Source organism: Tersicoccus mangrovi, from assembly GCF_036881825.1.
GTDB classification, from domain to species: domain Bacteria; phylum Actinomycetota; class Actinomycetes; order Actinomycetales; family Micrococcaceae; genus Tersicoccus; species Tersicoccus mangrovi.
On record NZ_JBAJMW010000011.1, the window covers coordinates 46,194 to 72,887 of the forward strand.

Sequence of the window (26,694 nt, forward strand, 5' to 3'; positions counted from 1 at the left end):
CCACGGCCGTCTCCCGTCCCCGGCGTCGCCTTCCGTGTTGCCGCCGCAACTGGCATAATCGATCTTGTTACTCATCAGTAACCAAACGGGCGATGGCCGGCCCGTCCTCGGAGGCCATCGCGAAGCACCCGAGTCGAACAAGGCAGGAACTCGATGGCCCACGACGTCGATCCGAACAACCTCCCCTACGCGAGCGGGGACTTCCTCCACTTCGAGGAACTCCTCAGCGCTCAGGAGCAGGTGCGTCTGAAGGAGGTGCGGGAGTTCCTCGACGCCGAGGTCCGCCCGATCGCCCGCGACGCCTGGAACAAGGCGGAGTTCCCGCACGAGATCATCCCGAAGATCGCCGAGCTGGACATCGTCTCGCCCGTGCGCCGCCTCGGCTACTCGCCGCTGCTCGCCGGCTTCATCCACGCCGAGTTCACCCGCGCGGACACCTCCATCGCGACCTTCATGGGCGTGCACGACGGCCTGTTCACCGGCTCGATCGAGCTGCTCGCCTCCGAGGAGCAGAAGGAGGCGTGGCTGCCCGACATCTACGCGATGAAGAAGATCGGTGCATTCGGCCTCACCGAGCCGCTCGGTGGCTCCGACGTCGCCGGCGGTACCCGCACCACCGCCGAGCGTCAGGGCGACAGCTGGGTGCTCAACGGCGCCAAGCGCTGGATCGGCAACGCCACCTTCAGCGACTGGGTCGTGATCTACGCCAGGGACGTCGCCGACAACAAGGTCAAGGCGTTCCTCGTCGACACCTCCCTTCCCGGCTACACGGCCACGAAGATCGAGAACAAGATCTCGCTGCGCACCGTGCAGAACGCGGACATCACGCTCGAGAACCTCGTGGTCGGCGACGAGTTCCACCTCGCCCACGCCAACAGCTTCCGCGACACCAACAAGGTGCTGCGCGCCACCCGCATCGGTGTCGCGTGGCAGGCCGTCGGCCAGCAGATGGCGGCCTTCGACGTCGCCCGCAAGCACGTCGTCGAGCGCCACCAGTTCGGCCAGCCGCTGGCCGCCAACCAGATGGTGCAGGACCAACTCGCCACGATGCTCGGCAACGCCATGGCGTCGATGGGCCTGCTGGTCCGCGTCGCCCAGCTCGAGGCGAGCGACCAGGCCACCGAGGAGCACGCCGCGCTGGCCAAGACCTTCGCGTCGGCCCGGATGCGCGAGACGGTGGCCATGGGCCGCAGCCTGCTCGGTGGCAACGGCATCGTCGTGGACTACGAGATGGCCAAGATCTTCGCCGACGCCGAGGCCATCTACACCTACGAGGGCACGCAGGAGATCAACAAGCTGATTACCGGCCGCTCCGTCACGGGCATCTCCGCCTTCGTGTGATCCCCGGCCCCGGGCGCCGTCGGGTGTCCGGGATCTCTTTTCCGACGTGCGCCGTCGTGGACCGGTTCGGACCGGACCGCGGCGGCGCCCGTGCGTTCCCGGCCGCCCTCACGGCAGTGTTCCGACGGGGGAGCCCGCTGAGGCTGGGCGCCACGGTCGCTCACGGCCCGCTTCCGGACCGACGGCACTCACCCCCGATCGTCGATCACGGCCCGGGTCGCTCACGGCAGCCCGCCGGACGGTGAGAGCGGCAGCAGGATCGACGGCCGACGGTCGAGGATGAGGCTGAGCGGGTCGACGTAGTCCTCGCCCAGGCGCACGCCCCAGTGCAGGCACGTCGCGGGGGAGCAGTGCGAGCGCCCACCCGCGAGCTGACCCACCACCTGACCGGCGGCCACACGGTCACCGCGGTGCACCGTCGCCGTCACCGGCTCGACACTCGTGCGCAGCCCGTCCGCGTGGGCGATGGCCAGCACGGGGCGGTCGACGACGACGCCGACGAACACCACGGTGCCCGCGGCCGGACTGCGGACCGCCGAGCCGGGCCCTCCCGCCAGATCCACGCCACGGTGGCCGGCCGACCACTGCTGCTCCGGCGCGTCGAACGGCCGCAGCACTGCCGGACGCGGCTGCAGCGGCCACTGCCACCCGCGCGGTGCCGGGGTCGGGCTCGCCCGCGGCACCCCGGTCGTGCCCGTCCTCATCGTCCCGCCACCGGCGACGGCCGGTAACCGGTCCCCGGCGAACGCCGGTGCGGCGGCGGGAGAGGCAGCCACCAGAGAGGCGAGCACGACCGCAGCGACGACGGCTCGCTGCGGAAGCGGTTGCCCGGACCCGCGTCGTTCTCGTCGGAGCTGCCCTTGTCGCCGGCTGTCGACCAGCTGGCCTCGACGCGGTCCGCCGACCAGTCCGCCGTGTCGCGGCTCGCTGATCATCCGGCGTTGCGGGGGCTCGCCGAGCTGCGGTGGCTCTCCCCACGATCGGGCGTCCCGTCCTCCGGTGGGGTCATGCGGATCGCGCCGCGTCGGTATCGACGTCGTCATGAGCTGAGCGTGCTCCGACCGCAGCCGGCGCGGGGTCGGCTCGTGCCCTTCTGGGGACGACGGCCTGCAGGTCCCTGCCTGGGGAGGGAGAAGCTCTATCCGTCCGCCCGGCTGAGCGGAGCACCGCCGGGTCGACCGGCATCCGCATCCTGTCCCGGGACACGCCGTCGTCGACAGGGATATGGCGTCATCTCCCGCCCGACCGCAGCGTGTCGTGGGACGGGCTGCGCCCGTCCCCGCCCGCCCGCCGCACCCTCAGACCGGCGGCCGGGAGCACTCCGCGACTGCGGTAGACTTGCACGAGCAGTCGAGTGTCCTCGGCTGACTACGCGTGTCCGCGCGCAGACGTCGACGGTCGCCGGTGAACGGTGACCCGAGATGACGGTTCCTCCCCACGGTCCGGGCTGATGCCCGGTCGGGAGGTCCACGGTGATCCACCGTCCCGGGCACCAGGAGCGACCGCCCGCCGGGCGGCCCGGACGCCTGTCCGGGAGCGATCAACCGTCAACAGGCAGTGGAGCAGGCCGGAGGGCCACCGCTGCCGGAAGGAGTGTCGACATGCCCGTCGTCACCATGCGCCAGCTGCTCGACAGCGGCGTCCACTTCGGTCACCAGACCCGCCGTTGGAACCCGAAGATGAAGCGCTTCATCTTCACCGAGCGCAACGGCATCTACATCATCGACCTGCAGCAGTCGCTGTCCTACATCGACCGCGCCTACGAGTTCGTCAAGGAGACCGTCGCGCACGGCGGCACCATCCTGTTCGTGGGCACGAAGAAGCAGGCCCAGGAAGCCATCTCCGAGCAGGCCACCCGCGTGGGCCAGCCCTACGTGAACCAGCGCTGGCTCGGCGGTATGCTGACCAACTTCCAGACGGTCTCCAAGCGGATCTCCCGCCTCAAGGAGCTCGAGGAGATCGACTTCGAGGACGTCGCCGCCTCCGGCCACACCAAGAAGGAGCTGCTGCTCCTCGGCCGCGAGAAGGACAAGCTCGACAAGACCCTCGGCGGTATCCGCAACCTGGCGAAGACCCCGTCCGCGATCTGGATCGTCGACACCAAGAAGGAGCACCTGGCGGTCGACGAGGCCAAGAAGCTGGGCATCCCGGTCGTCGCGATCCTCGACACCAACTGCGACCCGGACGAGGTCGACTTCCCGATCCCGGGCAACGACGACGCGATCCGCTCCGTCAACCTGCTGACCCGTGTGGTCGCCGACGCCGTCGCCGACGGCCTGATCGCGAAGAACAACCGCGCCGCGGGCAAGGACGGTGCCCCGAGCACCGAGGAGCCCATGGCCGAGTGGGAGCGCGAGCTTCTCGAGGGTGCGCAGAACGCGCAGCAGAACGAGACCACCACCGAGGCGGCTGCCGACGTCGAGGTCTCCGAGAACGAGGTCGTCGACCCGGTCGCCGCCGAGGCCACGGCCGAGCAGGACGACGCGCAGGCCGAGACCGCCGCCGAGGCCACCGAGACCCCGGCCGAGTGATGTCCGCGGGCTGAGCCCGCGGCTTCCTCCTGATCCACCGGCGGCACTGCCGCCGCGACTGCGGACCGCACTTCACCAGGGCGGTCCGCAGTCACGACTGGGGCCGACATCGAGAGCGGCCCGCACCGATCCAACCAGAGGAGATGTCATGGCGAACTACACCGCTGCGGATATCAAGGCACTGCGCGAGCGCACCGGCGCCGGCATGCTCGACGTGAAGAAGGCGCTGGACGAGGCCGACGGCGATGCCGCCAAGGCCATGGAGATCATCCGCGTCAAGGGCCTGAAGGGCGTCACCAAGCGCGAGGGCCGCTCGACCGCGGAGGGCCTGATCGCCGCCCGCGTCGAGGGCTCCGTCGGCGTCATGGTCGAGGTCAACTGCGAGACCGACTTCGTCGCCAAGGCCGCCCCCTTCGTCGAGTTCGGCAACAAGGTCCTCGAGGCCGCCATCGCCTCCGGCGCGAACGACCTCGACTCCCTGCTGGCCGCGCAGATCGACGGCAAGCCCGTCTCCGAGCAGGTCACCGAGGCCGGTGCCCTCCTGGGTGAGAAGGTCCAGGTCCGGCGCGTGGTCCGGGTCGAGGGTGCCACCGTCGACGCGTACCTGCACAAGACCTCCAAGGACCTGCCGGCGCAGGTCGGCGTCCTCGTGGCCGTCGACGGCACCGGTGACGCGGCCCAGGCCGTGGCGCACGACGTCGCCGTCCACACCGCCGCGATGGCCCCGACCTACCTGAGCCGGGACGACGTCCCGGCCGAGACGGTCGAGAACGAGCGGCGCATCGCCGACGAGACGGCTCGCGCCGAGGGCAAGCCCGAGGCCGCGCTGACCAAGATCGTCGAGGGTCGCCTGACCGGTTACTTCAAGGAGGTCGCCCTCCTCGACCAGCCGTTCGCGAAGGACAGCAAGAAGACCGTTGGTAAGGTTCTCGAGGAGGCCGGCACGACGGCCGTGGGCTTCGCCCGCTTCCGCGTCGGCGCCTGAGCGCCCGGCCTCTCACCAGCAGCAGTACCCGGTCCGCCGCCCGGCGGCGGACCGGGCCACGCAGACGACGGGGGTGGTCACCTGGATCCGGGTGACCACCCCCGTCGTCGCGTCCACCCTGTGAAACCCGGAAGGCAGGCGCCCATGCCGACGCACAATCCCGACCTCGCCCACGAACCCGGACCCCACCGTCGTCGGGTGCTGCTCAAGCTCTCCGGCGAGGTGTTCGGCGGCGGCAGGCTCGGCGTCGACCCGTCGACCGTGCGGGGCATCGCCGACCAGATCGCCCGGACGCAGGGTGAGGTTGAGGTGGCCATCGTCGTCGGCGGCGGCAACTTCTTCCGTGGCGCCGAGCTCTCCCAGGAGGGCATGGACCGCTCCCGCGCCGACTACATGGGGATGCTCGGCACCGTGATGAACTGCCTGGCGCTGCAGGACTTCCTCGAGCAGGCCGGCGTCGAGACGCGCGTCCAGTCGGCCATCACGATGGGCCAGGTCGCGGAGGCCTACATCCCGCGGCGGGCCATCCGTCACCTCGAGAAGAACCGGGTCGTCATCTTCGGCGCCGGCGCCGGCCTGCCGTACTTCTCCACCGACACCGTCGCCGTCCAGCGCGCGCTCGAGGTGCACGCCGACATCGTCCTCGCCGCCAAGAACGGGGTCGACGGCGTCTACACCGCCGACCCGCGCAAGGACCCCTCGGCGACCAAGCTGGACCGCCTCACCTACGACGAGGCCCTGCACCGCGACATCCGGGTCATGGACCAGACGGCTTTCAGCCTCTGCAAGGACAACGGCATGCCCATGCTCGTGTTCGGCATGGAGGGCCCTGGCAACGTCACCCGGGCCATCCTCGGCGAACAGATCGGCACCGTCATCACCGCCTGAGGCCCGCGGGGCGGGGGCCCGCCGGACCGGTCGGCCCCCGTCCGCTGGATAGGATGACGAACGAGACCCTTCAGACCGACGACGCCAAGGAGACGCGCGTGATCGACGACACTCTGCTCGAAGCCGAGGACAAGATGGACAAGGCCGTCGACGTGGCGAAGGAGGACTTCGCCGCCGTCCGTACGGGCCGGGCGAACCCGTCCCTCTTCGCCAAGCTGACCGTCGACTACTACGGGGCTCCGACCCCGCTGCAGCAGCTGGCCTCCTTCCAGAACCCCGAGGCCCGCACCCTGCTCATCACCCCCTACGACAAGGGGTCCCTCAACGACATCGAGAAGGCGTTGCGCGCCTCGGACCTGGGTGCCAACCCGGCCAACGACGGCAACGTCATCCGGATCGTCATGCCCGAGCTGACCGAGGAGCGCCGCCGGGACTACATCAAGCTCGTCCGCAACAAGGCGGAGGAGGCGAAGGTGTCCGTCCGGAACATCCGTCGCCGCGCCAAGGACGACCTGGACAAGCTCGTCAAGGACGGCGAGGTCGGGGAGGACGAGGGCACGCGCGCCGAGAAGGAACTCGACTCGGCGACCAAGCGGCACACGGACTCGATCGACGAGCTGCTCAAGCGCAAAGAGACCGAGCTGCTGGACGTCTGAATGAGCGATCTCCCGACGCCGGACGGGCCAGGGCACCCCCCGGCCGGTTCCGCGCCGCTCGGGTCGCCGGTCCAGGCCGCGGCCACGGCAGCGCCCGGACGGGGGACCCGCCGCTTCAGCCTGCTGCCGCCGGCGCACGGGCGGGCCAACCGTACCGCGCGGAAGACACCGTCGCGTGCCGGCCGCAACCTGCCCGCCGCGATCGCCGTCGGGCTCGCGCTGCTCGGTGCCCTCATCGTCGGGCTGCTGTTCTCGCCCCTGCTCTTCACCGCCTTCGTGGCTGCCTTCGTCGTCGTCGGCGTGATCGAGTTCGCGCGGGCGATGGCGTTCCGGCAGGTGCTCGTGCCCCGGATCCCGGTCGCGCTCGGCGCGGCCGTCCTGCCGTTCGCCGCCTATCTCGGTGGCCCCGAGGCGCTCACGCTCGCCTTCGTGGGCGCCTGCCTGCTCACGGTGCTGTGGCGGGCGATCGACCCCCGCCCGGGCGCCCCCGCGGCGGCCCGCGCCGGGGTCATGGCCCTGACCTGGATCCCGCTCATGGTCAGCTTCGCGCTGCTGCTCGTGCGCACCCACGACGGCGCCCTCAAACTCATCACGATGCTGCTCCTCGTGGTCGCCAACGACACCTTCGGCTACATCGTCGGCGTCCTGTTCGGGCGGCACGCGATGGCCCCGCGCGTGAGCCCCAAGAAGACGTGGGAGGGCTTCGCCGGCTCCATCGTCGGAGCGGCCGTGATCGGCCTGCTCTGCGCGACCCTGCTGCTCGGCCAGAGCTGGTGGGTCGGCTCCGTCATGGCGGTCGCGACGGTCGGTGCCGCAACGCTCGGCGATCTGGCAGAATCCATGGTCAAGCGCGAAGTGGGGATCAAGGACATGGGCACGATCCTGCCGGGACACGGCGGTGTCATGGATCGGCTCGATTCCGTCATTATCGCGTCGCCGGTGGCATTCTTGATGTTCGAACTGCTGATGCCGCAGTTGTGACCAGGTCGGCCCCGCCGTCGGCCCGGCTCGCGACCCGCGGCCACCCCGGGCGCGGTGCCCGGGTTCTGAAAGGACACGGCCGATGAGCGCCACGGGGGAGTCGGGTCCTGCCACGACCACGGCAGGAACACCGGCGGCTCTGCCGGTCACGCCTCCGGCCGAACGCGCCGCGCGGACGGCCTTCACGCTCGTTCCCCACCGCCGCCGCGGCTACCGTCCGGCCCAGGTCGATGCCTTCCTCGCCCGCGTGCGTGAGGCCTGGGCGACCGACGCCGCCGACGCGTCGCTCGGCAGCGGCCACCTGCGCGACGCCGTCTTCGACCTCGTGCGGGGTGGCTACGACCCGCAGCAGGTGGACGAGGAACTCGACCGGCTCGAGGACGCCTTCGCCCGGCGCGAGCGGGAGGACGCCGACGTGACCCGTCGTGCCGACCTGGACCAGGCCCTCGCCGTCGTCCGTGCCCGCATCACCCGCGGCCCGGGACACCGCTTCCGCGTCCCGACCGGCCGGCGGCCCGGCTACCGGCAGCGTGACGTCGACGCCCTGTGCGACCGGGTGGGCGAACATCTCGACGGCGGCACGGCGCTGCGGGTCGAGGAGATCCGCGCGGCGCGCTTCTCCCCGCAGCGCGGCGCCGACGCCTACGACTCGGGCCAGGTCGACCTCTTCCTCGACCGCGTCATCGACGTCCTCCGCTCCCGCGGCTGATCCCTTCCGCGTCTGAGTCCTTCCCGGGCCGACCGGGACATCTCCCTCGCCGGCCGTGTCCGGACCGGCGCCGGCCGCTCCGCCGCCGCGCCTCCTCGTCGTGCTGCCGCAGATTTGTTGTGCCGCGCAACGTGTCGGCACCACCGTCCGTCGGTGGTGCCGGTTAGCCTGTGCGCAGTGATGTGGATCACGTCCGCCGGGTCCATCCCGGTGATCCCGGTGCTCCGCGTCGCTCGTACGTGATGCTCCACCACCGGCCCGGCCGGGATGCTGCACGCCGGTCGGCCCGCCGACGCCCGGACCCGGGTGTCGGTTCGCCGCCGAGCGCACCTGCTCATCCGTCAAGGAGGACCCATGGGCACCCATCCATCACACGACGACCCCGATCCGGGCGCGGGATTCGACCCGACGCCCGACGATCACCACCCCGGCCGCCACGAGGCCAGGCACGGCGACCTGCCGCCCGGCCCGCAGACCGCGGAGGACGACGCCCACGAGCCGGTGGGCAGGCACGCCGCTGCGACGGGCGCCGACACGACGCCCGACGTCGGCACGTCGACCGACGCCCGTACCGGCTCCGGTACCACCACCGAGTCGGCCGAGCCGGCCGACCTGCGCGACGTCGACTTCGTGGGCGTCCAGCGCGACGAACGGTTCGTCCACCTGCGGCGCAGCCATCGCAGCTTCGTCTTCCCGATGGCCGCCGCGTTCCTGGTCTGGTACTTCCTCTACGTGCTCCTGGCCGACTACGCGCACGAGTTCATGGCCACCCGGCTGGTCGGGTCGATCACGGTCGGGCTCGTGCTCGGGCTCGCCCAGTTCGTGACCACCTTCGCCATCACCATGGGCTACGTGTCCTACGCCAATCGCCGGCTCGACCCGCAGGCGGCCGCCCTCCGGGACGAGCTCGAGGGCAGCGACTCGCCCTATCACCGGGCGCCGACCACCGCCGGCACCTTCGACGGCGACGTCGACGTGCTCGCCCGCGGGGACGCCGGCGGCACGGGCCGTTCCACCAGCACCCCTGGCACCACCGTCACCCGTGAAGGAGACCCCTCGTGAGCGCACCGCACGCCCTGCCGGCCCTCATGCCCGGCCTCGTCCCCATGGCCCCGAACGAGCAGGTCGGCACCCCGTGGGTCAACATCCTCATCTTCGGCGTCTTCGTCGTCATCACGCTCGTGATCGTGCTGCGGGCCAGCCGCAACAACCGCACGGCCGCGGACTACTACGCCGCCGGCCGGTCCTTCACGGGACCGCAGAACGGGACGGCCATCGCGGGGGACTACCTCTCCGCCGCGTCCTTCCTCGGCATCGTCGGCGCCATCGCCGTCAACGGCTACGACGGCTTCCTCTACTCGATCGGCTTCCTCGTCGCGTGGCTCGTCGCCCTCCTGCTGGTCGCGGAGCTGCTGCGCAACACCGGCAAGTTCACGATGGCGGACGTGCTCTCGTTCCGGCTCCGGCAGCGGCCGGTGCGGATCGCCGCGGCCATCACCACCCTGGCCGTCTGCTTCTTCTACCTGCTCGCGCAGATGGCCGGCGCGGGCGGCCTCGTGTCGCTGCTGCTCGGCATCCCGGACCGGCTCGGGCAGTCCGTCGTCATCGTCGTCGTGGGCGCCCTGATGATCCTGTACGTGCTGGTCGGCGGCATGAAGGGCACCACCTGGGTGCAGATCATCAAGGCCGGCCTGTTGATCGTCGGTGCTGCCGTGATGACGGTCTGGTTGCTCGCCCTGCACGGCTTCAACCTCTCCACGCTGCTCGACCACGCGGTGGCGACGGCGGGCGGGAACGAGGCGATCCTCAACCCGGGGCTGCAGTACGGCAAGACGCCGACCTCCCGGCTGGACTTCGTCTCCCTCGCCCTGGCGCTCGTGCTCGGCACTGCGGCCCTGCCGCACGTGCTGATGCGCTTCTACACCGTGCCGACGGCGAAGGAGGCGCGTCGGTCCGTCGTCTGGGCGATCTGGCTGATCGGCATTTTCTACCTCTTCACCCTCGTCCTCGGCTACGGCGCCGGGGCGCTGATTGGCGCGGACCGGATCAAGGCCGCCCCCGGCGGCGTCAACTCCGCGGCGCCGCTGCTCGCGTTCGACCTGGGCGGCTCCCTGCTGCTCGGCTTCATCTCGGCGGTCGCCTTCGCCACGATCCTCGCGGTCGTGGCCGGCCTGACGATCACCGCGGCCGCGTCCTTCGCGCACGACATCTACGCCAACGTCGTGCGGCGCGGCCAGGTCGACGCGGGCGGCGAGGTGAAGGTGGCACGCCGGACCGTCGTGGTGATCGGCATCGTCTCGATCATCGGCGGCATCGGGGCGCAGGGGCAGAACGTGGCGTTCCTCGTCGCGCTGGCCTTCGCGGTCGCCGCCTCGGCCAACCTGCCGACGATCCTGTACTCCCTGTTCTGGCCGCGGTTCACGACGCGCGGCGCCGTCTGGAGCATGTACGGGGGGCTCGCGGCGGCGATCGTGCTCATCGCGTTCTCCCCGGTCGTCTCCGGCTCGGCCACGGCCATGATCCCCGGCGCGAACTTCGCGATCTTCCCGCTGTCCAACCCGGGGCTCGTGTCCATCCCGCTGGCGTTCCTGCTCGGCTGGGTCGGCTCGATCACCGACCGGGCGGGGGAGAGCCGGCGCAAGCAGGCGGAGATGGAGGTGCGCTCGTTGACCGGCGTCGGCGCCGAGAAGGCCGTCGAGCACTGAGCCGGATCGAACACCGAGCCGGATCGAACATTGAGCCGGATCGAACCCTGAATCCACGGGTCCACCGGCCGCATCCTCGGCAGCGGACCCCGTGGGACGGCGTCCCGGTCCCTCCNTCGAACCCTGAATCCACGGGTCCACCGGCCGCATCCTCGGCAGCGGACCCCGTGGGACGGCGTCCCGTTCCCTCACCTGCGGGTGAGGGAACGGGACGCGCTGCGTCGCCCCGGCTCCGCCCCGTCGCGGGTCGGTTCCAGCTCCGGCGCCGGCGGCGGTCAGGTTCCGCCGCGGGCCAGTCCCTGGTCGATCAGGGGGAGCACCCGGTGGGGGATGATCTCGTGCATCGAGATCGACGTGTCGATGCGCATCACGCCGGGGCACGCGAGCATCGCGCCGTGGATGCGGAACAGGTCCTCGGCGTCGACGCCGACGACGCGCACGAGCAGGTCCGCGGTCCCGGTCGTGCCGTGCGCCTCGACGATCTCGGGGATGCGGCCGAAGGTCTCGGCGATCGTCTCGAGCTCGGGCTGCTGCACCTGTACCGACATGAACGCCGTGAGCGGGTAGCCGAGCGCCGCCGGGGCCACCTGGTGCGCGAAGGGGAGGAAGGCGCCGCCCTCCTCGAGCCGCCCCAACCGGCTCTGCACGGTGTTGCGCGACAGACGCAGCCGACCACTGATCGCGACCGCCGTCCGGCGGGGGTGCAGCACCATGTCCCGCAGGATCCGCAGATCGGTTGAATCGGCAAGCATCATGGGCTCGACAGTAGCCATGGTGACCACTTCTGCCAAGCTAGACGATGCTCAGATGTGCGACATGCTCAGTCGCGTGGCAGATCATTGCGCGGTGTGATGCTTGTGAGTAAGTTCACAGTCAGGCGGCCGACGGAGCCCGCCCGGGTGATGACGCCACCGCGTCGATCCCGACCCTTGATGCGAAAGCAGCGTGTCAGCCGTGTCCGTGAACAGTCTCATCCTCGATGCCCTCAACCAGGGCGGCCAGCTCGTCGACGATCTCGTCCAGCTGATCAGCCCCACCGGTGAACGCCGGGTCAATCCCGTCTTCGACGCCCTCGTCGAGGACATCGACGCGGACGGCCTCGCCTCGTTCTACGTCGACATGAGCGTCATCCGGCGGATCGACGCGGAGGCGACCGCGCTGCAGCGACAGGGTGAGCTCGGCCTGTGGCCGCCGCTGACCGGCCAGGAGGCCGCGCAGATCGGCTCCGGCCGGGCCCTCGACGCCCGCGACATGGTCTTCCCGAGCTACCGCGAGCACGGCGTCGCCTACACCCGCGGCGTCGACCCGGTCGACATCCTCCGCCTGTGGCGCGGTGCCGCCTCGTGCGGCTGGGACCCGACGGCCACCCAGATGGCCACCCCGCAGATCATCATCGGCGCGCAGACCCTGCACGCCACCGGGTATGCGATGGGCATCAAGGCCGAGGGCTCCGACGAGGCCGCCATCGTCTACTTCGGAGACGGTGCCACCAGCCAGGGCGACGTCAACGAGGCCATGGTCTTCGCGGCCAGCTTCGGCGCGCCCGTGGTGTTCTTCTGTCAGAACAATCAGTGGGCCATCTCCGAGCCCGTGGGCCTGCAGGCGCAGGGCCACATCGCCGACCGCGCCCCGGGCTTCGGCATCCCCTCCGTCCGCGTCGACGGCAACGACGTCCTCGCCGTCACCGCGGTGACCCGCAAGGCCCTCGCCCGGGCCCGCGCGGGACAGGGCCCCTCCTACATCGAGGCGGTCACCTACCGCATGGGCCCGCACACCACGGCCGACGACCCGACGCGCTACGAGGACCGCGGTCTGCGGGCCGAGTGGGAGGGGCGGGACCCGCTCGCCCGGGTCCGCGCGCTGCTCGCGGCCGAGGGGCACGACGTCGACGCGCTCGACGCCGACGCCACGCGTGCCGCGGACCGTGCCGCCGCCGGCCTGCGGTCCGGCATCACGTCGATGGCCGACCCGACGCCCGAGAGCCTGTTCGAGCACGTGCTGAGCACGCCGGACGCGTGGCTGGAGGACCAGCGCGACCGTTACCTGCTCTACCTGGACTCCGTGCACGGCGAGGTCGACGGCATCGAGGCGGGGCCCACGGCGTCGAGGGGGGCGCGGGCATGAGCACGATGACGATGGCCGGGGCGCTGAACGCGGCGCTCGCGGCCGAGCTGGATCGGGACGAGAAGACCGTCCTGATGGGCGAGGACATCGGCGCTCTCGGTGGCGTCTTCCGGGTGACCGACGGGCTGCAGGCCCGCTTCGGCAAGCACCGGGTCATGGACACGCCGCTGGCCGAGTCCGGCATCGTCGGCACCGCGATCGGCCTGGCCATGCGCGGCTTCCGGCCGGTCGTCGAGATCCAGTTCGACGGCTTCGTCTACCCGGCCTTCGACCAGATCGTCTCCAACCTCGCCAAGCTGCACTACCGCACGCGGGGTGCGGTGACTCTGCCGGTGACCATCCGCATCCCGTTCGGCGGCGGCATCGGCTCCCCAGAACACCACTCGGAGTCCCCCGAGGCCTACTTCGCCCACACGGCGGGACTCCGGGTGGTCAGCGCTTCCACCCCGCAGGAGGCCTACAGCACGCTGCGTGCGGCCATCGCCTCGGACGACCCCGTCGTCTTCCTCGAACCCAAGCGACGCTACTGGGGCAAGGGCGAGGTCGACGACGCGCGGGAGGCCGACCTGACCCGCGCCGCCGTCGTGCGACCCGGGACGGACGCCACCGTCATCGCCTACGGGCCGCTCGTGGCCACCGCCCTGGACGCCGCCACCGCGGCCGAGGACGAGGGCGTCGACCTCGAGGTCATCGACCTGCGCTCCCTCTACCCGCTCGATCTGGCCACGCTCGAGGCGTCGGTGCGGAAGACGGGGCGGCTGCTCGTCACCCACGAGGCCGGCGAATTCGGCGGCCTCGGCGCGGAGATCGTCGCCGTCCTCACCACTCGCTGCTTCTACTCGCTGCAGGCGCCGCCCGAACGCGTCACCGGCTTCGACATCCCCTACCCGCCGGCCCGGCTCGAGGACCACCACCTGCCCGACCTGGACCGCATCCTCGACGCCGTCGACCGGCTCGTCGGGCGCGAGAACTCCCAGACCGGTTCCCGTTTCGACGCGCTCGCCGGCGCGTCGTCCTCCACCTCCCTGATCGGAGCTGCTTCGTGATCCGTGAATTCGCGCTGCCGGACCTCGGCGAGGGCCTGACCGAGTCCGAGATCGTGAGCTGGAAGGTCACGGAGGGGCAGAGCATCACCCTGAATCAGGTGATCGCCGAGGTCGAGACCGCCAAGGCCGTCGTCCAGCTGCCCAGCCCGTGGGACGGCGTCGTCCAGCGGCTGCTGCAGGCCGAGGGCACCACCGTGGACGTCGGCACGCCGATCCTCGCCATCGACGTGCCCGCGGCCGACGGCTCCGGCGACGGTGCCGGTACCGGTGAGGTGGGTGCGGCTCGCCGCGAACCGACCCTCGTCGGTTACGGTGCGGCGCCCGCGGGGAGCGGTCGTCCCACCCGGCGGCGCCGGGCCGTGGCCGTCGCCGGTTCCACCGGGTCTGCCGACGATCAGCCGGAGCCGCAGCCGGGCGACGAGCCCGGTCAGCCCGGGGTGCCGGACGCTCCGCGCGTGCCGCGCGATCCCGACCAGCCGGATCCCGAGCAACCGCAGCCCGACCAGCCGCAGCCGGATCACTCGCGCCCGGAGGAGCCCGGCGTGCCGCTGCCCGGCCACACGCCGGGCGAGCCCGCCCTGCCCACCGGACCGGACGAGCCCCTGCGCCCGGGTGGCCCGGAGGTCCCCCCGCTGCCCGGCCGGCCGGACGAGCCGCTCTCCCCGAACGGACCCGAGATCCCGCCCCTGCCCGGTGCGCCCGACCTGCCGCGCCCCGACCAGGACGGCGCGAGCGCCCGCCGTGGCGGCAGCGGTGCTGCCGTCGACGGGCGCCGCGACGGCCAGCTGCTCGAGCGTCGGCTGAGCACGCCCATCGTGCGCAAACTGGCCCGCGACCTGGGCGTCGACCTCGAGTCCCTGACCGGCACCGGTCGCGGCGGCCTGGTGACCCGGGACGACGTCACGGCCGCGGCGGCAGCCCCGACCGTGTCGGTGCTCGCCGCTCCGACTCCGGTGAACGCACCCGCAGCGACGTCCACTTCCGCGTCCGCGGCGGCCGCCGCCACCACGCCGGTGGCACCCGCCGCGGGAGGGCCCGCCCGGGAGACGCGCGAGCCCATCCGCGGGGTCCGCAAGCACACGGCCGCGGCCATGGTCGCGAGTGCGTTCACCGCCCCGCACGTCACCGAGTTCCTGACGGTCGACGTGACGGAGAGCGTCGCCCTGCTCGAGTCGCTGCGCGCGGACCGGGCCTGGCGGGAGGACCGGCCGACGATGACGGCCCTGGTCGCCAAGGCCGTGCTCGTCGCCCTGCGCCGACACCCGGAACTGAACTCCCGCTGGGACGAGGCCGCCGGCGAGATCGTCCGCTTCGGCTACGTCAACCTCGGCATCGCCGCCGCGACGCCCCGCGGGCTCGTCGTTCCGACCATCAAGGACGCGGACGCTCTCGACCTGCGGGCGCTGACGGGCGCCCTGCGCGACCTGACCGCTGCCGCCCGGGAGGGACGCACGACTCCCGCGGCCCTGAGCGGGGGCACCTTCACGATCTCCAACGTCGGCGTCTTCGGCGTCGACGCGGGCACGCCGATCCTCAACCCCGGGGAGGCGGGCATCCTGGCGACCGGGCAGGTCCGGCGCACGCCGTGGGAGCACAACGGCCAGATCGCGCTGCGCGACGTGATGACGCTGAGCCTGTCCTTCGACCACCGGCTCGTCGACGGGGAGGCCGGCTCTCGGTTCCTCGCCGACGTCGGTGCCGTGCTGCGCGCGCCCGGCGCCACGCTGACGCTGGTCTGACGGGCACCGATGGACACGCTGACCAGCACCCTCGACGGCGCACTCGACACGGCGGCCGTCGATCCCATGGTCGCCCGGCGCACCGCCGCACACGCCGAGCTCGCCGCTGAACTGCGGCGCCGCCTGGACGTCGCGGCGCTCGGTGGCTCCGCGGCCTCCCGCAAGCGGCACCGCGACCGCGGCAAGCTGCTGCCCCGGGAACGGGTCGAGCAGCTGCTCGACGACGGCAGCCCGTTCCTCGAGCTCTCGCCCCTGGCCGCGACCGGGATGTACGACGACGCGTGCCCCGGCGCCGGGCTGATCACCGGCATCGGGCTGGTGGCCGGGCGGCCGGTGATGGTCGTGTGCAACGACGCGACCGTCAAGGGCGGCACCTACTACCCGATGACGGTCACCAAGCATCTGCGGGCCCAGCAGGTGGCGCTCGAGAACCGGCTGCCGTGCCTGTACCTCGTCGACTCCGGCGGCGCGTTCCTGCCGCTGCAGGACGAGGTGTTCCCCGACCGTGAGCACTTCGGCCGGATCTTCTACAACCAGGCCAACCTCTCCGCCGCGCGGATCCCGCAGCTTTCCGCCGTCCTCGGGTCGTGCACCGCCGGCGGTGCCTACGTGCCGGCGATGAGCGACGAGACCGTCATCGTCGCCGAGCAGGGGACCATCTTCCTCGGCGGGCCGCCGCTGGTGAAGGCCGCCATCGGGGAGGACATCAGCGCCGAGCAGCTCGGCGGTGGACGTCTGCACACCGGCACGTCCGGGGTCGCGGACCACCTCGCCGACGACGACACCCACGCCCTGCAGATCCTGCGCGACATCGTCGCCACCCTGCCCGAGCCGGCCGCCCCGGCGTGGACCGTGCGCGCGTCGGTCGAGCCCGCCGTGGACCCCGCGGCCCTGACCGCCGTCGTGCCCGTCGACACCACCACCCCGTACGACGTGCGCGAGGTGATCGCCCGCCTCGTCGACGGGAGCGCCTTCAGCGAGTTCAAGCGCGACTACGGCTCCACCCTGGTCACCGGGTTCGCGCACCTGCACGGCCACCCCGTGGGCATCGTCGCCAACAACGGAGTGCTGTTCAGCGAATCGGCCCTGAAGGGTGCCCACTTCATCGAGCTGTGCGACCAGCGTGGCATCCCGCTGATCTTCCTGCAGAACATCACCGGGTTCATGGTCGGCGCCGACGCGGAGGCCGGCGGCATCGCCAAGCACGGCGCCAAGATGGTCACCGCCGTCGCCACTTGCCGGGTGCCGAAGCTGACCGTGATCATCGGCGGCTCGTTCGGCGCCGGCAACTACTCGATGTGCGGCCGCGCCTACGGCCCGCGGTTCCTGTGGATGTGGCCGAACGCCCGGATCTCCGTGATGGGGTCCGCGCAGGCCGCCGCCGTGCTGTCCACGGTGCGGCGTGACGCCGCCTCCGCGGCGGGGGAGGAGTTCACCGCCGAGGACGAGCGGGCCCTGACCGAGCCGGTCGTCGCGCAGTACGAGCAGCAGGGCAGCCCCTGGTACTCGACCGCGCGGCTCTGGGACGACGGCGTCATCGACCCGGCCGACACCCGCACGGTGCTCGGCCTCGCGCTCGACGTCGTCAGCCGGACCCCGCTGCCCGACGACCACCGCTTCGGCCTGTTCCGGATGTGAGGCCATGACGACCGAATCCACTCTCCTGAACCAGGCCGGCACGGACCGGCTGTTCTCCACCGTGCTCGTCGCCAACCGTGGCGAGATCGCCTGCCGCGTGATCGCGACCCTGCACCGGCTCGGCATCGAGGCCGTCGCCGTCTACAGCGAGGCCGACGCCGGCGCCCGGCACGTCCGGGAGGCCGACCGCGCCGTGCTCATCGGTCCCGCCGCCGCCCGGCTGAGCTACCTCGACGTCGATGCCGTCGTCCGCGCCGCGAAGGACACCGGCGCGCAGGCCATCCACCCCGGCTACGGCTTCCTCTCCGAGAACCCCGAGCTCGCCGACGCGTGCGAGCGGGCCGGGATCGTCCTCATCGGCCCGGGCAAGCGCGCGCTGGTGACGATGGCCGACAAGATCCGGGCGAAGGCGCACGTCGCCGCCCACGGCGTCCCCGTGGTGCCCGGCGTCGACGACGCGGACCTCGCGACGGAGGCGGGTACCGGCGTCGATGACGAGGACCGGGACGCGCGACTGATCGCCGCCGCCGACCGCGTCGGCTACCCGCTGCTGGTCAAGCCCTCGGCCGGGGGCGGCGGCAAGGGCATGGTCGCCGTCACGGAGCCGGCCGCGCTGCCCGCCGCGCTGGCCACGGCCCGGCGCACCGCCGCGGCCGCCTTCGGGGACGACAGCCTGCTGCTCGAACGCCTCATCACCTCCCCGCGGCACATCGAGGTGCAGGTGCTCGCCGACGACCACGGGACGGTCATCCACCTGGGGGAGCGCGAGTGCTCCCTCCAGCGGCGCCACCAGAAGGTGATCGAGGAGGCGCCCTCGCCGCTGATCTCGGCCGCGACCCGCGCCGAGCTGGGCGTTGCCGCCTGCCGGGCTGCCGCGAGCGTGGACTACCGGGGCGCCGGCACCGTCGAGTTCATCGTCTCCGCCGACGAACCGGACCGCTTCCACTTCCTCGAGATGAACACGCGGCTGCAGGTCGAGCACCCGGTCACCGAGATGATCACGGGGCTGGACCTGGTCGAGGAGCAGGTGCGCATCGCCGCGGGCCTGCCGCTGCGGATCGGGCAGGACGACGTCACTCTCACCGGGCACGCCGTCGAGGCCCGGCTCTACGCGGAGGACCCGGCTGCCGGGTTCCTGCCCACCGCCGGGACCGTCGTCGCCCTCGCCGAACCGGCCGGACCGGGCGTGCGCGTCGACAGTTCCCTGCTGCCCGGTACCGTCGTCGGCACCGACTACGACCCGATGCTCGCCAAGATCATCGCGCACGGCGCGGACCGGGGGCAGGCCCTCGACCGGCTCGCGGGTGCGCTCGCGGACACCGTGGTCCTCGGCGTCGGCACCAACGTCGACGCCCTCCAGGCGCTGATCGCGCACCCCGACGTCCGGGCCGGCCACCTGGACACGGGCCTGATCGACCGGAGCCTCGAGGAGCTGACCGGGTGGCGTCCCGGCGACGCCGACGTCGCCGGCATCGCCGTCGCCCTGCTCGTGGCGGAGCGGGACGGGACAGATCGCGCCGCGGAGGGCACCGCACGCGATCGGGGACACCCGCAGGGCCAAGGGATCGGGGACGACGGACAACCGTCCCGGTCCCGTGCGCTGGGGGGAACGCCGGACGCCCCGGCGGCGGGGACCTGGTCCCGCGCCGCCGGCTTCCGGCTCGGCGGTCGGGTCGACCGCCTGCGCCTGCGTGACGGTGACGGCACCGACCGCGTCGTCACCGTCACGCAGGCCACCTCCGGACCTGACGGCGCGGTGACGGCGCTGGTCGACGGGGAGCCGGTGACGCCGTCCGGCCCCTGGCGGGTCACCGTCGCCGGGGACGCCGTCCACGCCCACGGAGGCGCCGGCACCGGCGGCACCGGCACGCGGACGTCCGGCGGCCCGGCCGCGTACCCGCACACCGTCACCCTCCACCGGATCGACCGCGCCGCGGCCCTGGCGGCCGCGCGGGCGCGGGCCGTGCGCGCCGCGACCGGCGTCGATCCCGAGGTGCGCAGCCCCATGCCGGGCACCGTCGTCGCGGTCCTGGCCGAGGCCGGCGCCACCGTCACCGCCGGCGCCCCGCTGGTCGTGGTCGAGGCCATGAAGATGGAGCACGCCCTCACCGCCCCCGCCGACGGCGTCGTCGCCGTGCACGTCGCCGTGGGCGACCGCGTCGCCGCCGGCACCGTCGTCGCCGACGTCACCCCCGCCGACGCGACCCCCGCCGACACGACCCCCGAGACCGTTCCGCACGAGGAGAACCCCCGATGACCGACGTCCTGCACAGCTCCCACACCAGCGCCGACCTCAGCACGGCGGGCCTGAACGAGGAGCTGACCGATCTGGCCGCCATGGTGCGGGACTTCGCCGACACCGTCGTCGCTCCCGCCGCCGTCGCGCACGACGCCGCGCACACCTTCCCGTACGAGGTCGTCGCCCAGATGGGCGAGCTCGGCCTGTTCGGGCTGCCCGTGCCCGAGGAGTACGGCGGGATGGGCGGGGACCACGTCGCCCTGTGCGTGGCGATCGAGGAGCTCGCCCGCGTCGACCAGTCCATCGCCATCACGCTCGAGGCCGGGGTCTCGCTCGGCATCTCGCCGCTGCTGCACTACGGCACGGACGAGCAGAAGGCGGCCTGGGTGCCGGACCTGGCCGCCGGCCGGGCGCTCGCCGGCTTCGGGCTGACCGAGGCGGAAGCCGGCTCCGACGCCTCCGGCACCCGCACGACGGCCCGGCTCGAGGACGGGCAGTGGGTGATCAACGGCAGCAAGGAATTCATCACCAACTCCGGGACCGACATCACCAGCCTGGTCACCGTCACAGCCGTCACGGGCACCGGCGCGGACCGGACGGGCAGGGAACGCCAGGAGATCTCCACCCTGTTGGTCCCGGTCCCCACCGAGGGCTTCCGCGCCGAGAAGGCGTACGACAAGGTCGGCTGGAACTCGTCCGACACCCACCCGCTGACCCTGACCGATGTGCGGGTGCCCGAGGCCAACCTGCTCGGCGAGCGCGGCCGCGGCTACGCCAACTTCGTGCACACGCTCGACGAGGGGCGCATCGCCATCGCCGCTCTCGGCACGGGGGCGGCGCAGGGCTGCCTCGACGCCGCCGTCCGCTACGCGAAGGAACGGCGTGCGTTCGGCTCGGCGATCGGGGCGCACCAGGCGATCGCCTTCAAGATCGCCCGCATGCAGGTCCGCGTCCACACCGCGCGACTGGCGTGGCGTGACGCGGCGGCGCGGATGACGGCCGGCCAGCCCTTCAAGACGCAGGCCTCGATCGCCAAGATCGTCGCCGGCGAGGCGGCGATGGACAACGCCCGCGACGCCACCCAGGTGTTCGGCGGGTACGGCTTCATCAATGAATTCGTCGTCGCCCGGCACTATCGTGATTCCAAGATCCTGGAGATCGGCGAGGGGACCACCGAGGTGCAGCAGATGCTCATCGCCCGCTCGCTGGGACTGGAGTGAGCATGACGACGGAGGAGACCGCCACGCGCGGCGCCGCCACGGGGGACGCCCGCGCGGGGGAGCACCCGCGCACGGGCCCGATCCCCATCACCGAGACGGTGCGCCAGCGCGGCCTGTACTTCGAGGAGTACCGGTCCGGCGTCGTCTACGAGCACCGGCCCGGTCGCACGATCACCGAGGCCGACGACGTCCTCTTCACGACGCTCTCGGGCAACAGCCAGTCCCTGCACCTGGACGAGCACTTCGCATCCGGCCAGCCGTTCGGGCGCCGCCTGGTCAACTCGATGTTCACGCTCTCCCTGCTGGTCGGCCTGTCGGTGGCCCAGCTGACCGAGGGCACGATCGTCGCCAACCTCGGCTTCGAGGCCGTCGAGTTCCCCGCCCCCGTCTTCCACGGGGACACGGTCTACGCCTCGACCGTCGTCGTCGGCAAGCGGCTCTCGCAGAGCCGTCCCGGCCAGGGGATCGTGACGCTCAAGCACACCGCCCGCAACCAGCACGGCTCCGTGGTGGCCATCGCGACCCGCTCGGTGCTCGTGTGGTGCGAGGACGCCCACCGGCGGCACGAGAACGCCGAATGAGCCCGGCCTGATGCACGCGTTCGCCTTCTCCGCGCACGGCGGTCCCGAGGCGACGGCGCACGTCGACGTCCCGGAGCCCGTGCCCGGACCGGGCGAGGTATTGATCCGCATGGCCGCCGCCGGCGTCAATCCCGGCGACATCAAGGTGCGCAGCGGCGGACGGCAGGGCGTTTTCGCCGTCCGGTTCCCCATGACGATGGGCCGCGAGGCCGCCGGTGAGGTGGTCGCGGTCGGCGAGGGCGTCGACGGGTGGGCCGCCGGCGACGCCGTGTTCGGTCCCGCGGCCGCCGGCACCGGAGCCATCGCCGATCTCGTGCTCCTGGCCGCCGACGGCGTCGCCCGCCGACCGGCCGGCGTGCCGCCCGAGCAGGCCGCCTCCATCCCCGTCTCCGTCGGCACCGCATGGGACGCCCTGGACGAGCTCGACCTGCCCACCGGCGCGACCCTGCTCGTGCTCGGTGCCGGCGGCGGGGTGGGCTCCGCGGCCTGCGCGATCGCGGCCGGCCGTGGGCTGACCGTGATCGGGGTCGCCTCCGCGGGCAAGCGGGAGCTCGTCGAGGGCCTCGGCGCGGTGCACGTCCTCTCCGGCGAGGGCTGGACCGACCGCGTCAGGTCGCTGGCGACCGACGGTGCCGTCGACGGCGTGATCGACCTCGTCGGCGGGGACGTGCTCCGCGACGCGGCCGCCCTGATCCGCGACCGGGCCCGGATACGCAGCGGTGCAGCGCCGCAGCTGGCCGCCGAGCTCGGCGGCTCCAGCGTCACCCGGCGACGCACCACCGCGGTGTTCACCGCCATCGCCGAGGCCGTCGCGGCGGGCGCGTTCACGCCCGTCGTCACCTTCGCCGTCCCGCTCGCGCGGGCGGAGGAGGCGATCGCCGCGGTCGAGGACGGCCACGCGGCCGGCAACGTCGTCGTGGTGGCGGACCGCGACTGATGCGGTGACCGATCCGGGCCGGAGACCGCCGGTGGACGCGCCCCGTAGCATCGACGCTGTGACGACCTCCTCGACCTTCACCCTCGGCCCCGCCCTGTTGTTCTGTCCGGCCGACCGTGCGGACCGCTTCGCCAAGGCCGCCGACCGGTCCGACACCGTCATCCTCGACCTCGAGGACGCCGTCGCCCCCGTCGACAAGGAGACCGCGCGGGCGAATCTGGCGGAGCACCCGCTGGACCCCGCCCGCACGATCGTCCGGGTCAACGCGGCGGGCACCGAGGACTTCGACGCCGACGTCGCCGCCCTGGCCGACCTGCCGTACCGCACCGTCATGCTCGCCAAGACGGAGACCACCGCGCAGGTGCGCGCCCTGGCCGGGCACGACGTGATCGCGCTGATCGAGACCGCGGCCGGGGTGTTCGCGGTCGCCGATATCGCCGCCGAACCGAACGTCATCGGCCTGATGTGGGGCGCCGAGGACCTCGTCGCCTCCCTCGGCGGAACGAGCAGCCGCACCGCGGACGGGCGGTACCGGGCCGTCGCCACCCAGGCCCGGTCGATGACGCTGTTGGCCGCCGGGGCGCACGGCAAGGCCGCGATCGACGCCGTCTACACCGCGATCGCGGACACCGAGGGGCTGACCGCCGAATGCCAGGACGCCGCCGCCACCGGCTTCGCGGCCAAGGCCTGCATCCACCCCTCCCAGGTGGCCACCGTCCGGGCGGCGTTCGCGCCGTCCGACGAGGAGGTCGCCGACGCGCGGGAGCTGCTCGCCGAGGCGGAGCACCGGCCCGGCGCGTTCTCCTGGCGCGGCGCCATGATCGACGAACCGATCCTGCGGCACGCTCGCGCCCTCGTCGCCCGCGCCGCTCACTAGCTCGACCGGACGACGGCAGAGGACCCACGTGGACGCGACGGACGAGTTCGAGGCCGAACGCCCGCGTCTGCTCCGGGTCGCGGCACGGATCCTGGACGACCGGGCCGAGGCCGAGGACGTCGTGCAGCAGGCGTGGCTGCGCCTGCACGGTGCCGACGGGCCGGCCGAGAACCTGCCGGCCTGGCTGACCACCGTCACGACCCGCCTGTGCCTGGATCGCCTCAAGGCCCGCATCGCCGTGCCCGTCGACACGACCGAGGCGACCGGGCCGGCCGAGCAGGCCGCCACGACGCCGGACCCGGCCGACGCCGCCGTTCTCACGGACGCCGTCGGCGGTGCGCTCGGCGTGGTCCTGGACCGGCTCAGCCCGGCCGAACGCGTCGCATTCGTCCTCCACGACTCGTTCGCGGTCGACTTCCCCGCCATCGCCGCCATGCTCGACACGACCCCGGCGGCCGCCCGGAAGCTGGCGTCCCGGGCCCGGGCGAAGGTGACGCAGCCGTCGGAGCAGTTCGAGCACCGGCCCGCCGCCTGGGAGGTGGTCGACGCCTTCATGGCGGCGGCCCGCGAGGGCGAGCTCGCCCGCCTCGTCGCGCTCCTCGCACCCGACGCCCGCATCACCGCCGACGAGCCCGCCGTCGCCGCCGGCACCCCGGAACTCGTCGAGGGCCGCGACGCTGTCGCTGCCTTCTTCAACGGCAGCGCCCGGGCGGCTCTGCCCGTCTTCGTCGGGGACGGCGCCGGCTCCGCCTGGTACCACCGGGGCCGGGCCGCCGTGTTCTTCGACTTCACCGTGCTCGACGGCCGCGTCCGGGAGATCACCTTCCGCGCCGACGGCGCCGTCCTCGCCCGGGTGCGCCGGCGCCGAGGCGCGGACTTCGCCTGACCGGCGTCGCCGTCCCGCCCCTTCACGCGCTCGGTCACACTCCCGGCCGCCCGCTCGTCATCACGGTGTACGACGTTCCACCGACGACCCACGGAGCCCACCATGAAGACCATGACCTGCCGTCAGCTCGGCGGACCCTGCGACCTGAGCCACCGCGGCGCGACCGCCGACGACGTGATCAAGGCGCAGGACCGCCACCTGAAGGAGGCGGAGAAGACCGGCGACGCCACCCACCAGGACGCGCGCAACGCGATGAAGGGCCGCTGGCGTCATCCGCGGCAGTCGATGACCTGGTACAACGACGTCAAGGCGACGTTCGCGGGCCTGCCCGACTCCTGACGGCCCGAGTCCTGACGGGCCGGTGCTGACTGGTCGATAGATGACGGTTTCCCTGCCGCCGACGGCGGAGAACGGTCACCTATCGACCAGTGGACGAAACCGGGCCCCGACCCGCGGGCGTGACGGCCTGGTGTGGCGGTGTCACGACGGACGTCCGGGGCCCGTCGGTAGAGTGACGCGGGTGTTCGCCCTCGTCCTCGTCGCCGCCGTCGTCGGGGCCGCGGCGCAACGCATCTCGGGGCTCGGCTTCGCGCTGACGGTCTCCCCGGTGCTCGTGCTCGTTCTCGGCGCCTTCGACGGGGTGATGCTCGTCAATCTCTGCGCCGCGGTCTCCGCCGCGATGGCCGTCCCCCTCGTGCGGCGCGACATCGAGTGGCGCCGTTTCGCGGCCCTCGTCGGTTGCGCGCTGGTCGGCATCGTGCCCGGCGCCTGGCTCGCCGCTTCCCTGCCGGGGCCGACCCTCGAGATCGCCATCGGGGTCCTCCTGATCGCCGCGCTGACCGTCTCGGTGCTGCTCACCCGTACCTCCGTCGTGCTGTCCGGCCCGGCCACGCTCGTCGTCAGCGGCGTCGCGTCCGGCGCGATGAACGCCGCCGCCGGGATCGGCGGCCCCGCCGTCAGCGTCTACGCGATGCTCAGCCGCTGGCCGCACCGGACCTTCGCGGCCACCCTCCAGCCCTACTTCCTCACCCTCGGCCTGTGCTCGCTCGGCGCCAAGTGGGTGGCCTCCGGCGGCCGCATGCCGGGTCTGCAACCGTGGCAGTGGGTCGCGATCATCGGCTGCACCGCCGGGGGACTGCTCATCGGCCAGCGCGTCGCCCCGCACGTGCCCGCCACCGTCGCCCGCCGCATCGTCGTCGCCATCGCCTTCCTGGGCGCGGTCTCGCTTCTCGTCAAGGGCCTGTCGGCACTCTGAGGCACATGACGGACGACCGCCTCCCCGCGGCGTGAGATGCCGCACCCCGTGACGGATCGGCCCGACGCGTCGCGGCATACTGGACGGATGCCCGACTCGCGCGACGACGCCCGCACGCCCCCCGGACGGACCGCAGCACCCGACGCCGGCCCGGGTGGCGGCTCTCACCGGCGGACCGTCAGCCTGCTCGGGTCCACGGGCTCGATCGGCACCCAGGCCGTCTCCGTCGTCCGGGCCAACCCGGACCGTTTCCGCGTCACCGCCCTGGCCGCCGGTGGGCACGATGTCCCGGCGCTGGCCGCGCAGGTCGTGGCCGTCGGCGCCGAGGCCGTCGGCATCGCCACCGGCGATCCGGCCGCCCTGCAGGACGCGATCGACGACGCCGCCCGGGCTGCCGGCCGGGCCGGCCAGCACCGCCCCCAGATCGAGCACGGGCCGGACGCCGCCAGCCGGATCGCCGCCGTCGGGGCCGACGTCGTCCTCAACGGCGTCACCGGGTCCATCGGGCTGCGTCCCACCCTGGCGGCCCTGGACGCCGGTTCCACGCTCGCCCTGGCCAACAAGGAATCGCTCATCGTCGGCGGCTCCCTCGTCACCCGCCGGGCCGCCCCCGGCCAGCTGGTGCCCGTCGACAGCGAGCACAGCGCCATCGCCCAGAGCCTGCGCGCGGGCCGCCGGGGCGAGGTGCGCCGCCTCGTCGTCACCGCCAGCGGCGGCCCGTTCCGCGGCCGCACCCGCGACCAGCTGCGCGACGTGACCCCCGCCGAGGCGCTCGCCCACCCCAACTTCGCGATGGGCCGGGTCATCACGACCAACTCGGCGACCCTGGTCAACAAGGGCCTCGAGGTGATCGAGGCCCACCTGCTCTTCGACGTGCCCATGGACGCGATCGACGTCGTCGTCCACCCCCAGCAGTACATCCACTCGATGGTCGAGTTCGTCGACGGGGCCGTCGTCGCGCAGATCGGGCGGCCGACGATGGCCGTGCCCATCGCGCTGGGCCTCGGTTGGCCGGACCGCGTGCCCGACGCGGAGACGCCCATCGACTGGACGAAGGCCGCCGACTGGCGGTTCGAGCCGCTCGACGACGAGGCGTTCCCCGCCGTCGTGCTCGCCCGCCGGGCCGGGTCCGCCGGCTCCACCTACCCGGCCGTCTACAACGCGGCGAACGAGGAGTGCGTCGAGGCCTTCCACGCCGGCCGCATCGGCTTCCTCGCCATCACCGAGATCATCGAGCGGGTGCTCAGCGAACACCGGGCCGACGGGCAGCTGAGCGTGGATACTGTTCTTGAGGCCGAACGCTGGGCGCGTGCCCGCACCCACCAGCTGCTCGGCTTGCTCTGATCACCACGGCTC

Annotated in this window: 23 protein-coding genes and 1 pseudogene; 22 read left to right on the forward strand and 2 right to left on the reverse strand. The window is 72.7% G+C overall.

What is annotated here, in order from left to right; all coding sequences use genetic code 11:
* Positions 1-153 precede the first annotated feature (153 nt).
* On the forward strand, positions 154-1,341 hold the full coding sequence (locus tag V6N00_RS16690) for an acyl-CoA dehydrogenase family protein (RefSeq protein ID WP_334234156.1): 1,188 nt from the start codon (positions 154-156) through the stop codon (positions 1,339-1,341).
* Between the two features lie 221 nt (positions 1,342-1,562).
* Here the strand turns inward: V6N00_RS16690 and V6N00_RS16695 are convergent, their stop codons facing one another.
* Positions 1,563-2,132, reverse strand: coding sequence for a M23 family metallopeptidase (locus V6N00_RS16695; RefSeq protein ID WP_334234159.1), 570 nt, complete (start codon positions 2,130-2,132; stop codon positions 1,563-1,565).
* A gap of 810 nt (positions 2,133-2,942) precedes the next feature.
* Here V6N00_RS16695 and rpsB point away from each other — a divergent pair.
* From rpsB to V6N00_RS16735, 8 genes and pseudogenes are all read left to right on the forward strand, one after another.
* Positions 2,943-3,872: a 30S ribosomal protein S2 gene (rpsB, locus tag V6N00_RS16700; protein ID WP_334234161.1), complete on the forward strand. Its 930-nt coding sequence runs from the start codon at positions 2,943-2,945 to the stop codon at positions 3,870-3,872.
* 148 nt (positions 3,873-4,020) lie between these two features.
* On the forward strand, positions 4,021-4,857 hold the full coding sequence (gene tsf / locus V6N00_RS16705; RefSeq protein WP_334234163.1) for a translation elongation factor Ts: 837 nt from the start codon (positions 4,021-4,023) through the stop codon (positions 4,855-4,857).
* 144 nt (positions 4,858-5,001) lie between these two features.
* Positions 5,002-5,745: a UMP kinase gene (gene pyrH / locus V6N00_RS16710; RefSeq protein WP_334234165.1), complete on the forward strand. Its 744-nt coding sequence runs from the start codon at positions 5,002-5,004 to the stop codon at positions 5,743-5,745.
* 98 nt (positions 5,746-5,843) lie between these two features.
* Positions 5,844-6,401: a ribosome recycling factor gene (gene frr, locus V6N00_RS16715; RefSeq protein ID WP_334234254.1), complete on the forward strand. Its 558-nt coding sequence runs from the start codon at positions 5,844-5,846 to the stop codon at positions 6,399-6,401.
* A complete protein-coding gene (locus V6N00_RS16720; protein WP_334234167.1) occupies positions 6,402-7,382 on the forward strand; it encodes a phosphatidate cytidylyltransferase in 981 nt (326 codons plus the stop codon).
* Between the two features lie 82 nt (positions 7,383-7,464).
* Positions 7,465-8,091 carry a DivIVA domain-containing protein gene (locus V6N00_RS16725; protein WP_334234169.1) on the forward strand — a complete coding sequence of 209 codons (627 nt, stop codon included), beginning with the start codon at positions 7,465-7,467 and terminating at the stop codon, positions 8,089-8,091.
* A 612-nt stretch (positions 8,092-8,703) separates the two neighbouring features.
* Positions 8,704-9,012: pseudogene (locus V6N00_RS16730) on the forward strand (DUF485 domain-containing protein); the annotation flags it as partial.
* 167 nt (positions 9,013-9,179) lie between these two features.
* Complete coding sequence (locus V6N00_RS16735; RefSeq protein WP_334234256.1) at positions 9,180-10,796, forward strand: solute symporter family protein; 1,617 nt, start codon at positions 9,180-9,182, stop codon at positions 10,794-10,796.
* A 275-nt stretch (positions 10,797-11,071) separates the two neighbouring features.
* Here V6N00_RS16735 and V6N00_RS16740 read toward each other — a convergent pair whose 3' ends face one another.
* Positions 11,072-11,569, reverse strand: coding sequence for an Lrp/AsnC family transcriptional regulator (locus V6N00_RS16740; protein ID WP_334234171.1), 498 nt, complete (start codon positions 11,567-11,569; stop codon positions 11,072-11,074).
* 181 nt (positions 11,570-11,750) lie between these two features.
* Between V6N00_RS16740 and pdhA the strand changes: the two genes are divergently transcribed.
* From pdhA to dxr, 13 genes are all read left to right on the forward strand, one after another.
* Entirely contained in the window at positions 11,751-12,920 is a 1,170-nt protein-coding gene (gene pdhA, locus V6N00_RS16745) for a pyruvate dehydrogenase (acetyl-transferring) E1 component subunit alpha (RefSeq protein WP_334234172.1), read from the forward strand.
* Entirely contained in the window at positions 12,917-13,966 is a 1,050-nt protein-coding gene (locus tag V6N00_RS16750) for an alpha-ketoacid dehydrogenase subunit beta (protein ID WP_334234174.1), read from the forward strand. The genes pdhA and V6N00_RS16750 overlap by 4 nt, the downstream gene beginning before the upstream one ends.
* Positions 13,963-15,705 (forward strand): dihydrolipoamide acetyltransferase family protein, encoded by a 1,743-nt coding sequence (locus V6N00_RS16755; protein ID WP_334234176.1) that lies wholly within the window; start codon positions 13,963-13,965, stop codon positions 15,703-15,705. Before V6N00_RS16750 ends, V6N00_RS16755 begins: the two co-directional genes overlap by 4 nt.
* Before the next feature lie 9 nt (positions 15,706-15,714).
* Entirely contained in the window at positions 15,715-17,343 is a 1,629-nt protein-coding gene (locus V6N00_RS16760; protein ID WP_334234178.1) for a carboxyl transferase domain-containing protein, read from the forward strand.
* A 4-nt stretch (positions 17,344-17,347) separates the two neighbouring features.
* Positions 17,348-19,600 carry an acetyl/propionyl/methylcrotonyl-CoA carboxylase subunit alpha gene (locus tag V6N00_RS16765; RefSeq protein ID WP_334234180.1) on the forward strand — a complete coding sequence of 751 codons (2,253 nt, stop codon included), beginning with the start codon at positions 17,348-17,350 and terminating at the stop codon, positions 19,598-19,600.
* On the forward strand, positions 19,597-20,802 hold the full coding sequence (locus V6N00_RS16770; protein ID WP_334234182.1) for an acyl-CoA dehydrogenase family protein: 1,206 nt from the start codon (positions 19,597-19,599) through the stop codon (positions 20,800-20,802). Before V6N00_RS16765 ends, V6N00_RS16770 begins: the two co-directional genes overlap by 4 nt.
* 2 nt (positions 20,803-20,804) lie before the next feature.
* Complete coding sequence (locus V6N00_RS16775) at positions 20,805-21,383, forward strand: MaoC family dehydratase (protein ID WP_416385107.1); 579 nt, start codon at positions 20,805-20,807, stop codon at positions 21,381-21,383.
* 10 nt (positions 21,384-21,393) lie between these two features.
* Positions 21,394-22,320, forward strand: a complete 927-nt coding sequence (locus V6N00_RS16780; protein WP_334234184.1) for an NADP-dependent oxidoreductase — start codon at positions 21,394-21,396, stop codon at positions 22,318-22,320.
* 58 nt (positions 22,321-22,378) lie between these two features.
* Complete coding sequence (locus V6N00_RS16785) at positions 22,379-23,197, forward strand: HpcH/HpaI aldolase/citrate lyase family protein (protein WP_334234186.1); 819 nt, start codon at positions 22,379-22,381, stop codon at positions 23,195-23,197.
* Positions 23,198-23,225: 28 nt separating this feature from the next.
* Positions 23,226-24,083 (forward strand): sigma-70 family RNA polymerase sigma factor, encoded by an 858-nt coding sequence (locus V6N00_RS16790; protein ID WP_334234188.1) that lies wholly within the window; start codon positions 23,226-23,228, stop codon positions 24,081-24,083.
* Positions 24,084-24,185: 102 nt separating this feature from the next.
* Positions 24,186-24,422 carry a hypothetical protein gene (locus tag V6N00_RS16795; protein ID WP_334234189.1) on the forward strand — a complete coding sequence of 79 codons (237 nt, stop codon included), beginning with the start codon at positions 24,186-24,188 and terminating at the stop codon, positions 24,420-24,422.
* 181 nt (positions 24,423-24,603) lie between these two features.
* On the forward strand, positions 24,604-25,338 hold the full coding sequence (locus tag V6N00_RS16800; protein WP_334234192.1) for a sulfite exporter TauE/SafE family protein: 735 nt from the start codon (positions 24,604-24,606) through the stop codon (positions 25,336-25,338).
* Between the two features lie 87 nt (positions 25,339-25,425).
* Positions 25,426-26,682 carry a 1-deoxy-D-xylulose-5-phosphate reductoisomerase gene (gene dxr / locus V6N00_RS16805; protein WP_334234194.1) on the forward strand — a complete coding sequence of 419 codons (1,257 nt, stop codon included), beginning with the start codon at positions 25,426-25,428 and terminating at the stop codon, positions 26,680-26,682.
* Positions 26,683-26,694: the final 12 nt, after the last annotated feature.

Coding starts and splice junctions, on each gene's coding strand:
- V6N00_RS16750 (WP_334234174.1), top strand. CDS start 12,917: ATGAGCACGATGACGATGGCCGGGGCGCTGAACGCGGCGCTCGCGGCC.
- V6N00_RS16740 (WP_334234171.1), bottom strand. CDS start 11,569: ATGGCTACTGTCGAGCCCATGATGCTTGCCGATTCAACCGATCTGCGG.
- V6N00_RS16720 (WP_334234167.1), top strand. CDS start 6,402: ATGAGCGATCTCCCGACGCCGGACGGGCCAGGGCACCCCCCGGCCGGT.
- V6N00_RS16765 (WP_334234180.1), top strand. CDS start 17,348: ATGACGACCGAATCCACTCTCCTGAACCAGGCCGGCACGGACCGGCTG.
- V6N00_RS16725 (WP_334234169.1), top strand. CDS start 7,465: ATGAGCGCCACGGGGGAGTCGGGTCCTGCCACGACCACGGCAGGAACA.
- rpsB (WP_334234161.1), top strand. CDS start 2,943: ATGCCCGTCGTCACCATGCGCCAGCTGCTCGACAGCGGCGTCCACTTC.
- dxr (WP_334234194.1), top strand. CDS start 25,426: ATGCCCGACTCGCGCGACGACGCCCGCACGCCCCCCGGACGGACCGCA.
- V6N00_RS16775 (WP_416385107.1), top strand. CDS start 20,805: ATGACGACGGAGGAGACCGCCACGCGCGGCGCCGCCACGGGGGACGCC.
- V6N00_RS16735 (WP_334234256.1), top strand. CDS start 9,180: ATGCCCGGCCTCGTCCCCATGGCCCCGAACGAGCAGGTCGGCACCCCG.
- V6N00_RS16690 (WP_334234156.1), top strand. CDS start 154: ATGGCCCACGACGTCGATCCGAACAACCTCCCCTACGCGAGCGGGGAC.
- V6N00_RS16780 (WP_334234184.1), top strand. CDS start 21,394: ATGCACGCGTTCGCCTTCTCCGCGCACGGCGGTCCCGAGGCGACGGCG.
- V6N00_RS16760 (WP_334234178.1), top strand. CDS start 15,715: ATGGACACGCTGACCAGCACCCTCGACGGCGCACTCGACACGGCGGCC.
- V6N00_RS16770 (WP_334234182.1), top strand. CDS start 19,597: ATGACCGACGTCCTGCACAGCTCCCACACCAGCGCCGACCTCAGCACG.
- tsf (WP_334234163.1), top strand. CDS start 4,021: ATGGCGAACTACACCGCTGCGGATATCAAGGCACTGCGCGAGCGCACC.
- pyrH (WP_334234165.1), top strand. CDS start 5,002: ATGCCGACGCACAATCCCGACCTCGCCCACGAACCCGGACCCCACCGT.
- V6N00_RS16795 (WP_334234189.1), top strand. CDS start 24,186: ATGAAGACCATGACCTGCCGTCAGCTCGGCGGACCCTGCGACCTGAGC.